The sequence below is a fragment of the uncultured Nostoc sp. genome (genome assembly GCF_964245575.1).
Lineage (GTDB): Bacteria > Cyanobacteriota > Cyanobacteriia > Cyanobacteriales > Nostocaceae > Nostoc.
This window is the reverse complement of the sequence record NZ_CAXTNP010000312.1, coordinates 1-8,225: the sequence shown is the minus strand read 5'-3', so window position 1 is coordinate 8,225 and position 8,225 is coordinate 1. Positions and strand designations below refer to the sequence as shown.

Genomic DNA, 8,225 nt, shown 5'->3' with positions numbered 1-8,225 from the left:
CGGCCACGATAGTTTAGGGGTAGCCCTACGCAAAAATAGCTCAATGCCAGGGATTCTTATTCAAACAAAAGCCTTCTCAAAGTCATTTGAGAAGGCTTTTGTTTTTTCTGGAATATACTGCTAAAACAACAGAAGAACTTATTTTAAACCCACATTCCGCACCCCAACTATCACAATCAGTAATTACTGACATAAAAAAGCCAAGCAAGAATAAAAATAGACATCTGAAGTCAAAAAATACATTTGAGTAGCCATGAATAATCAAGAATGGCATTAAAACCTATTCTCAATAATTAGCAATAAGAATGAGGGAGATATAGATTCGTGTTAGATAAATAAATGAATATATTAAATGCCTAAATAATAAATTAGATTAATAAATTGAAGTGATAAACCTAGATTTTTGACATAGTAAATAAGAGCTAACTGCAAAGAGGATTGTCTATCTTGATTGGCACATGGCTTGGTGACTTGCTTCACCAAATCATCTTAATTCTTTAAAAGACGACACCAGTTGGTGAGAATACTTATTGTTTTTACTTACTTTAATGTTACTTTTATATTCTATTTATAATTATTGCCCTAAAAGTGGCTAAACTTCATACTTGAGAATATACCCTACCTTTTCACTATTGCTTAGAAAAACATAATATCTTGCTTCATGATTACTTAAATTAGATGTCATTAGTTATACCCTTGTAGTAGCAGCTTAAAAGATTGATATTAGAGAAGTAGTTTAAAAATATAGCTTGTCTGTCTACCACATGAATAAAAAATGGGCTGCTAAACGACTTACAATCAATCTCACATCAAGTGAGGCACAGAAGCTTGAACAATACTGTTCAATGACGGGAAGACCAGCAACCGATGTAATTCGGGAGTTAATTCGCTCTCTTTCTACTCAAGAGGAAAAAGTGTCCCAAAGCTACTAAATCATACTCAACAAAAAACAAAATCATGATAGGCACATCTCAATTGCTGAGTAAAAGATAGTGTTTCACAGTTCTCAGTGATTTTTCTGTAAACACGCGCTATAGGTAGCAACTAAACACAATCCAGATGTGATTCTGCTCATTTAGCCATGCCCAATATAGATGGTTTTGAGCTAATAGTTCACCTACAAGCATCCGTAAACCTGTCTGTTCTCATCGTCTTTAGTGCCAGCGTATTCGAGGAAAATCACTAACGGAGTTTGAAGGCAGGGGCAAAAGCATTCCTGCCCAAACCCTCAAGATCGATGAACTACTCAAGAGGCTGCGATCGCTGGGAGTGGATGTATGCCCAATCTCCATCTCAGCAGTCCGACCAATTGGGGTTTTCCATGCTACTTTTTACCCTTCTCCTGACGGAGAAGGGTTACAATTCGAGTATTACTCGCCCAAAGTCCTGGCTCAACTTTCCAAGACAGAACCTTCAAAAGTCTTGTAGACTACTAAGGGAATGCCAAAAATAAATTTTTTAGCCAAATTTTAGTAAAGTCAGCATAGCGATCGCCATCCTGGAAGTAACAATCAAAAGTTTTTTTGCAGTTGGGGGACACACCGTTATTTACATGCCCATCCCATAATCAGTTATGCCTTCGCCAAAACCTACCCTTTAGATTTACATGCAGGAGTACAGCGATCGCCTCTTCGACAGCTAAGAATCTAATCAGAGAGTGCGTTAGTGTACCTTACCGTAGGTATCGCTTGTTTTCAATTGGCACGGAAATTTCTCTTACGTTGTTTGTGCCTTGCAACTTCTTTGCGCTTGTGTTTTTCCAAAGGCGTTTCAAAGTGACGATGCTTTCTCATATCTGGAAAAATACCTGCTTTGGAAACTTCTCTCTTAAATCGACGTAAAGCTGACTCAATTCCTTCATTTTCGCCCACAAATACTTGGGTCATTTTCATCTCCTACTTAATTGGTACTGGGCAATTTTAAGCTATCCAGTAGACCGAAGCGCAAAAAGGGCAGATTCATTATCTGCCCTTAAGACGTTAAAACTTAATTTTTGATCTTAAAGCTTAGTAGCGTCCTCGGTTGTATCCACCACCGCCGCCGCCGCGACGATCGCCACCACCACCAAAGGAACCACTTCTGTCTTCCTTCGGTTTAGCCTTGTTCACTTTGAGATCGCGTCCCATCCACTCAGCACCATCAAGAGCTTCAATGGCAGCTGTTTCTTCAGCTTCTGTACCCATCTCTACGAAAGCAAAGCCGCGTGGACGGCCTGTTTCACGGTCAGTAGGCAACTGAACGCGTTTTACAGAACCATGTTCAGCAAAAACAGATGTGAGGTCTTCTTGTGTGACCTCGTAGGATAGATTACCTACATAAATTGACATGCGTTATCTCCAAAATCATAGGTGTGTAGAGATTTAGATTTCGGAGACAAGCTTGTTAAGACCAAAAGGGAAAAGCCTGTCAATACTAAAAACAAACGCTGTAACCGAATTTTATTCTCACCTAATTACCTTAGCACATCATTCAGTTGTTACCCACCGTAACTAAAGATTAGGGATTGGGGATTGGAGAAAAATTTATTTATTACCCAGTCCCAAGTACCCAATCCCCAGTCCCCAGTCCCAAGTACCCAATCCCCAGTCCCCATTCACCTCATAATATTGAGTAGCAGATATTCCCCAATTAATTGCAAAATAAATGCAGTTCGTCATTGTTACTACCTGGAAATGCCGACTACACTTGCTGACGCACAAAATTTACTTTCTGACCTGATCGCCCGCTACTCTGAGCGTGTAGATTATCTGATGATTCGCCTTGAAGAAGCAGAAGGGACTGATATCTTGTTGCGTGGCGACAAGGTAGAAACCCTAAGCGTTGGCATCTCCATTGGTGGACATATTCGCGCTTGTTATAAAGGTGGATGGGGTTTGAGCTGCTTTAACCAATTGGCGACAATTCAGGATCGGATAGAAGAAGCGATCGCTGCTGCGCGGATGGTTGGTGATGAAGAAACTTTACTTGCACCTATTGACCCAGTGCAAGCAGTATGCATTCTACCCCTAAAAGGCACCGATCCCCGAAAAATCCCACTCTCGAAGAAAAAACAATTGTGCGATCACTATACTGAATTGCTCAAAAGCGTTGATCATCGGATTACCACTACCTCGGTGCGTTATGGTGACAGCGCCCAAAAAGTGATTATTGCTACCTCAGAAGGCACTTTGATCGAGCAATCTTGGGTGGATATGGAAATGCGCTTTGCCGCCACCGCCAGAAATGGCGAAACCGTACAAACTGGACGGGAAACTACTGGCTCTCGCAAAGCTTACGAAGATTTAACTAATTTGGATGAACAGGTAAAAGGTGCCGCTCAAAGAGCGATCGCAGCTTTATCTCTGCCATCGGCCAAAGGCAATACTTATACCGTAGTCATTGACCCAATTCTCACGGGTTTGTTTGTCCATGAAGCCTTTGGACATCTTTCTGAGGCTGATATGGCTTATGAAAATCCCGATCTTCTAGAAGTCATGACCATCGGACGGCGGTTTGGCCCAGAAGAACTCCAAATTTTTGATGGTGCTGCCCCAGAGGGACATCGCGGTAGCTATTTTTACGATGATGAAGGCACGCCTGCTACTACTACTCAACTAATTAAAGATGGAGTTTTAGTTGGACGTTTACATTCTCGTGAAACTGCTGGCAAATTAGAGGAAGCGCCTACGGGTAACGCTCGATGTCTCAACTATCACTTTACTCCCATTGTGCGGATGACAAATACCTGGATTGAACGGGGTAAAACACCAGTCAAAGACTTATTCACTGATATCAAAGAAGGAGTGTATGCCCGTAATTGGTTAGGTGGGATGACGAATGGAGAAATGTTCACCTTTAGTGCTGGAGAAGCGTGGATGATTAGAAACGGCAAAATTGCCGAACCTGTGCGGGATGTAACGCTTTCGGGAAATGTATTCCAAACTTTAGCGGATATTGAGGCAATTGGTGATGATTTTAACTGGGATGAATCCGGTGGTTGCGGTAAGGGAGGGCAAAATGGTTTATCAGTGGGTTGTGGTGGCCCTAGTCTGCGAATTCGAGATGTAGTGGTTGGTGGAGAAACGTAAACCCCACCCAACCGTTGTAGCATTAGCTCTGTATTAAACAAGTTTGTAGTAAGCACTTTAGTGTTTAAAAAATAAAGATTAAAGTGCTTACTACAGCTTTGCGTAAAATCGTAGCGTTTTTAATGCAAGGGGACGCATTGGCATTGTCAGCCGATGCATTGGAATTGTCAGCCGATGCATTGGCATTGTTAGCGGATGCATTGGCATTGTTAGCGGATGCATTGGCATTGTTAACGGATGCATTGGCATTGTTAGCGGATGCATTGGCATTGTCAGCCGATGCATTGGCATTGCCAAATTTAATTCGCTACGAATTAATGAAATGCTGTATTTAGTACCAACCATCAAAACTAGCTTGACAGACTATTAGTCAGGAGCATCCTGTTTTGGTGAATTGACCTCAGACTAGAAGTCTGTAGCTACACAAACTCTCGTCCGCCTTCGTCGCGGACTCCTTGAAACCCGCCTTCGCAGGTTTAGTTTGTATATAGCAATCCTTGCAGGAGTCGTGAAAAATATAGATAAGGAAACGAACCGCCATCGTGCAGCGTCTCGTTAGAGAAGAACGCCAAGGACGCAAAGGGAAGAAAGAAGAAAGAGATATAGAATTTTCACAAATGATTTAGGACTGCTATAGCTGCAATTTATAATCGCCAGGTATTTCTTCCAAAACTGGATGCTCCCCTATTAGTTTCAGGGGAGAATGACTCAATTCAAATTAATTTGCTAGCCAGAAAGCGACGTTACGCACATAGGTTTTGATATCTTCTAAAGCGCGTGGCTCTTTTTTCATACCATCTCCCGGTGCTTCATCTACAAAAGTGGGACAGCCTTTGTTAATATCCCAGTTGTAATCTACTAAATGATGGAAGCTAGAGTTAGCTACTGCTCGTCCTAGTATATTCCCCTGTTCATCTTGATGATGCTCGATCGCTACAACCAGATTGAAGTTACGACCTGTAACTAAACTTTTACCCAAAGCAATTACCCGCGCGTTTGCATTTCCTAAAGGCACGCCAATACCGCCTTCATGGGGATGTGTTGGGAAAAATTCGATACTTCCCGAAGGGGAATTTGGATTTTTTAAAAGTTCGTGAATGGGTTCAACAATCGTAATTTTTTGATAATCGCCGTTAGCTCCAGAATGATAGTTGGGCCAGGATATATAAGTTGTGTATGAGTCATCTCGGCTCCAGCGCGATTCATCGGGATCAGGATTTTTGGTGTTGAAATAGTGGATATCACCAATGTCAACTAAATTACACATCGAACAACCCATATCCTGATGATCGCGTGTTGTCAAAATACCGCCACCGCGTTGCCGAAAGGCATTAATTCCGGCAATGTCTTTTTCGGTTAAACCCTTATCCACCTCTAATCCAAATAGCCAAAGTTCATCAAAATCTGATTTGTCGAGACTACTTAAAATTGGGTCACTGCCTACTGCATCTGATTCGTAATCGCGTCCCGTAACTTCAAATAAGGAGTTTGCTGCTTCGTCTTTAATCGATGCTAAGTAATCTTGTAACATCGAGAAACGAAAAATGCTCCAGTCATCTTCAGTCGTAGGAATCGTAGTCTGCAAAAGAATACGAATTGGTTTTACCATAACCTCTGCCAGATGAACACCACAATTGAGTATAGCGATCGCTTTGCACTAATGCTTAAGTTTTTAAATCCCTCAACATCCCTCCCAAGTAAGAAAATAAATCACAACTCTAGGTAGTAGCGCCAGTAGTTGAGGATGGCTAATTTAGATAAAGGTGATTCGATATTCACTCCGGTTTGATTCACCACACCAATCCTCCGTGGCGCGTCCTGGGGATTTACTGCCTGTCTGAGTAAGCTGGATAGCTTTAATTAAACGTTCCTTAACACAGCGACAGATATGAAAGCAGATCAACTCCTGAAAAACTATGCCGCAGGTGTCAGAGACTTTACTGGTGTTAACTTGAGCGAGGCAAACTTAAGGGAAGCCAATCTCAGTAGCATAATTTTAGATAGAGCAATTTTAGATGGAGCTAATCTGAGTCACGCTAATTTAGCCCAAGCCAGTTTGATTGAGGCCGACTTAAATGGAGCAGATTTGAGCAATGCTGACCTCAGTGGTAGCAACTTAAGCGGAGCTATCTTGGATGGAGCTATTTTGGATGGAGCAGCAATGGAAGGAGCTAATTTGAGTCAGGCTGATTTGACGGTTGCTAAACTGATTGAAACTAACTTGAGTGAAGCGGATTTGCAGGAAGCTAGTTTGATAGCGGCGAATTTAGATGGAGCCGATTTGAGTGGTGCAGACTTAACTGTAGCCGACTTATCCCAAGCAAATCTCACTCAAGCAGATTTGAACCAGACAAATTTGAGCGGAGCAAATTTGGATGGAGCCAATATAGAAGGAACAGTCCTGGATGAGAATGTGTGACACTACCAGCCAGATAAACCCATGACCGAAACAGACTGATGATACAGAGCAAGTAAATTTATTTATGGTTACTGAGCGACTTGTACTGAGCATCTCGACTTACTTCGACTACGCTCAGTACAAGTCGCTTGATGGAACCGTAGCCGAAGTAAGTCGAAAGGAGCCGAAGTATGGGGATTAAAAATTATTGAATTTTGTTAGCGCAGCGTAAAGCCAACTCTTGGAGACGTGACTCGCGCCCAGTATGCAACTCTAGTGGCGATCGCTTTTAACCCATTTCCCAAAATCTCAGCCCCTGATTTTACTGATGTACCCAAGGATTTTTGGGCTTATAGCGCTATCCAAATCGCGGCTAGCGGTGGCTTTGTTGGCGGATTTAGCGATGTCTACGACGGGCGTAGCTGCGGCACTTTTCGCCTCGATCAGAATGTCCAACGGCTACAGGTGATTGTCTCGCTAGTAAACGGACTGGGACTACCAGCTGTTGATAGCGATATTTTAGAAGTTTATAGCGATCGTCATACCATTCCCGACTATGCCGGAAAAGCTGTTGCCACTTATGCCATAAAGAATAATATTTGTCAACTATCCAGAGACCAAACTGCTTACACCTTCATGTCCGGCAACACGCGCCGAAGTTGCAGCAATAGTTTATCAGGGATTAGTCGCCATTGGGCAAACATCTGCGATTAAATCAGTCTATGTAGGGTTGCATTCTAGAACTTGACAAGTAAAATAGGAAACACTGCTTATCGGCTTGGTACTCTTGGGAAAAAAACCATGTAGTTAAAAGCACGCTAGGCTAATATGCGATGGGTGAAAAATCTTAGACCTATTGCCTAAAGCTAATAGCCCCATGTTAACAACACTTCCAGATACTTCTGCCAACTTGGCGATCGCTTTATTAATTAACTATAGTTTCGATCTCAGTGGCTATACTGCCAATGAGCTAGTTGAGCGTTGGCAAACGCAATACCCGCTTAATTGGCTCCACCTGGCAGTGATTGAGGCACTATATCAAGGTCGTTATAAAGCTGTTTCCGTGCAGCAAATTTTAGTATTTTGGCAGCGCCGGGATCAGGCTTCATATCATTTCAACATGGAATTTGAACGGATGATTTGTAGCAAATTTCCTCAAAGTTTAACTTCATCGCCTGCGCCAGCCCTACCGCCAGCGAAGAAAAACTCCACTGTAGAGAAAGTCACGAGTCCTCAATTACCACCGGCTAAGATTCGCAACGGCTATCAAAAAAGCAATACTGCAACTCTACAACTGAAAAGTTCCGAACAAAAAACATCTGTAGATGAAGAAGCGAAGGAGGAAGCTAGGGACAATAAAACTGTCCTGAAGTCTCCCCTTTCGGGAAAATTTGCTTCTTCAACAACATATCAGTTATCATCTGCTATCAGTCAAAGGCGAGCTTCACAAGAAAGTCCATCGCCTTCACCATCACCAATTCCTCACCAACGACAGCCAAAACTGCTCCCACCTGCTGCCATTCATGCCCCAATCGGGCAATTTACTCCAGAAAAAAGCGATCGCTCTGAATCTTTTACATCTAAACTCAAAGCGATGTCTGGCAAATAGACCTTGTAATGTGTCTACCATTGCAATCCCAAGTATTGGAATCTGAATGATAAACTCTGCACCCTCGCTAGAGGAAGAGAAACACTGGAAAGTACAACTGTGTGCTTCTGTGACCATATGATAACCAATCGAGATTCCCAAACCTGTGCCT

The 8,225-nt window shown here is 42.5% G+C and carries 9 protein-coding genes and 1 pseudogene; 6 read left to right on the top strand and 4 right to left on the bottom strand.

Going from position 1 to position 8,225, the window contains the following annotated elements; genetic code table 11:
- Window positions 1–764 precede the first annotated feature (764 nt).
- On the top strand, window positions 765–932 hold the full coding sequence (locus ACFFAP_RS32570; protein WP_375515092.1) for a CopG family transcriptional regulator: 168 nt from the start codon (window positions 765–767) through the stop codon (window positions 930–932).
- A gap of 762 nt (window positions 933–1,694) precedes the next feature.
- Here the strand turns inward: ACFFAP_RS32570 and rpsU are convergent.
- The 3 genes from rpsU to ACFFAP_RS32555 form a co-directional block, all read right to left on the bottom strand.
- A complete protein-coding gene (gene rpsU, locus ACFFAP_RS32565) occupies window positions 1,695–1,886 on the bottom strand; it encodes a 30S ribosomal protein S21 (RefSeq protein WP_109007426.1) in 192 nt (63 codons plus the stop codon).
- Between the two features lie 120 nt (window positions 1,887–2,006).
- Window positions 2,007–2,327: an RNA-binding protein gene (locus ACFFAP_RS32560; protein ID WP_109007425.1), complete on the bottom strand. Its 321-nt coding sequence runs from the start codon at window positions 2,325–2,327 to the stop codon at window positions 2,007–2,009.
- A gap of 195 nt (window positions 2,328–2,522) precedes the next feature.
- Window positions 2,523–2,657: a hypothetical protein gene (locus ACFFAP_RS32555; RefSeq protein ID WP_375515091.1), complete on the bottom strand. Its 135-nt coding sequence runs from the start codon at window positions 2,655–2,657 to the stop codon at window positions 2,523–2,525.
- 15 nt (window positions 2,658–2,672) lie between these two features.
- On the opposite strand from ACFFAP_RS32555, the gene ACFFAP_RS32550 reads away from it, so the two are divergent.
- Complete coding sequence (locus tag ACFFAP_RS32550) at window positions 2,673–4,067, top strand: TldD/PmbA family protein (protein ID WP_375515090.1); 1,395 nt, start codon at window positions 2,673–2,675, stop codon at window positions 4,065–4,067.
- 83 nt (window positions 4,068–4,150) lie between these two features.
- A complete protein-coding gene (locus ACFFAP_RS32545; protein ID WP_375515089.1) occupies window positions 4,151–4,402 on the top strand; it encodes a hypothetical protein in 252 nt (83 codons plus the stop codon).
- A gap of 383 nt (window positions 4,403–4,785) precedes the next feature.
- Here the strand turns inward: ACFFAP_RS32545 and ACFFAP_RS32540 are convergent, their stop codons facing one another.
- On the bottom strand, window positions 4,786–5,676 hold the full coding sequence (locus ACFFAP_RS32540; protein ID WP_375515088.1) for a hypothetical protein: 891 nt from the start codon (window positions 5,674–5,676) through the stop codon (window positions 4,786–4,788).
- A gap of 279 nt (window positions 5,677–5,955) precedes the next feature.
- On the opposite strand from ACFFAP_RS32540, the gene ACFFAP_RS32535 reads away from it, so the two are divergent.
- The 3 genes and pseudogenes from ACFFAP_RS32535 to ACFFAP_RS32525 all read left to right on the top strand — a co-directional run bounded on the left by ACFFAP_RS32535 (window position 5,956) and on the right by ACFFAP_RS32525 (window position 8,074).
- Window positions 5,956–6,486, top strand: a complete 531-nt coding sequence (locus tag ACFFAP_RS32535; RefSeq protein WP_375515087.1) for a pentapeptide repeat-containing protein — start codon at window positions 5,956–5,958, stop codon at window positions 6,484–6,486.
- 228 nt (window positions 6,487–6,714) lie between these two features.
- Window positions 6,715–7,213, top strand: a pseudogene (locus ACFFAP_RS32530) (S-layer homology domain-containing protein); the annotation flags it as partial.
- A gap of 129 nt (window positions 7,214–7,342) precedes the next feature.
- Window positions 7,343–8,074 carry a hypothetical protein gene (locus ACFFAP_RS32525; RefSeq protein WP_375515086.1) on the top strand — a complete coding sequence of 244 codons (732 nt, stop codon included), beginning with the start codon at window positions 7,343–7,345 and terminating at the stop codon, window positions 8,072–8,074.
- Window positions 8,075–8,225 lie beyond the last annotated feature (151 nt).

Bases quoted from the DNA above. Each gene is read 5' to 3' on its own strand.
- ACFFAP_RS32570 (WP_375515092.1), top strand. From the start codon at position 765: ATGAATAAAAAATGGGCTGCTAAACGACTTACAATCAATCTCACATCA.
- rpsU (WP_109007426.1), bottom strand. From the start codon at position 1,886: ATGACCCAAGTATTTGTGGGCGAAAATGAAGGAATTGAGTCAGCTTTA.
- ACFFAP_RS32560 (WP_109007425.1), bottom strand. From the start codon at position 2,327: ATGTCAATTTATGTAGGTAATCTATCCTACGAGGTCACACAAGAAGAC.
- ACFFAP_RS32555 (WP_375515091.1), bottom strand. From the start codon at position 2,657: ATGACGAACTGCATTTATTTTGCAATTAATTGGGGAATATCTGCTACT.
- ACFFAP_RS32550 (WP_375515090.1), top strand. From the start codon at position 2,673: ATGCCGACTACACTTGCTGACGCACAAAATTTACTTTCTGACCTGATC.
- ACFFAP_RS32540 (WP_375515088.1), bottom strand. From the start codon at position 5,676: ATGGTAAAACCAATTCGTATTCTTTTGCAGACTACGATTCCTACGACT.
- ACFFAP_RS32535 (WP_375515087.1), top strand. From the start codon at position 5,956: ATGAAAGCAGATCAACTCCTGAAAAACTATGCCGCAGGTGTCAGAGAC.
- ACFFAP_RS32525 (WP_375515086.1), top strand. From the start codon at position 7,343: ATGTTAACAACACTTCCAGATACTTCTGCCAACTTGGCGATCGCTTTA.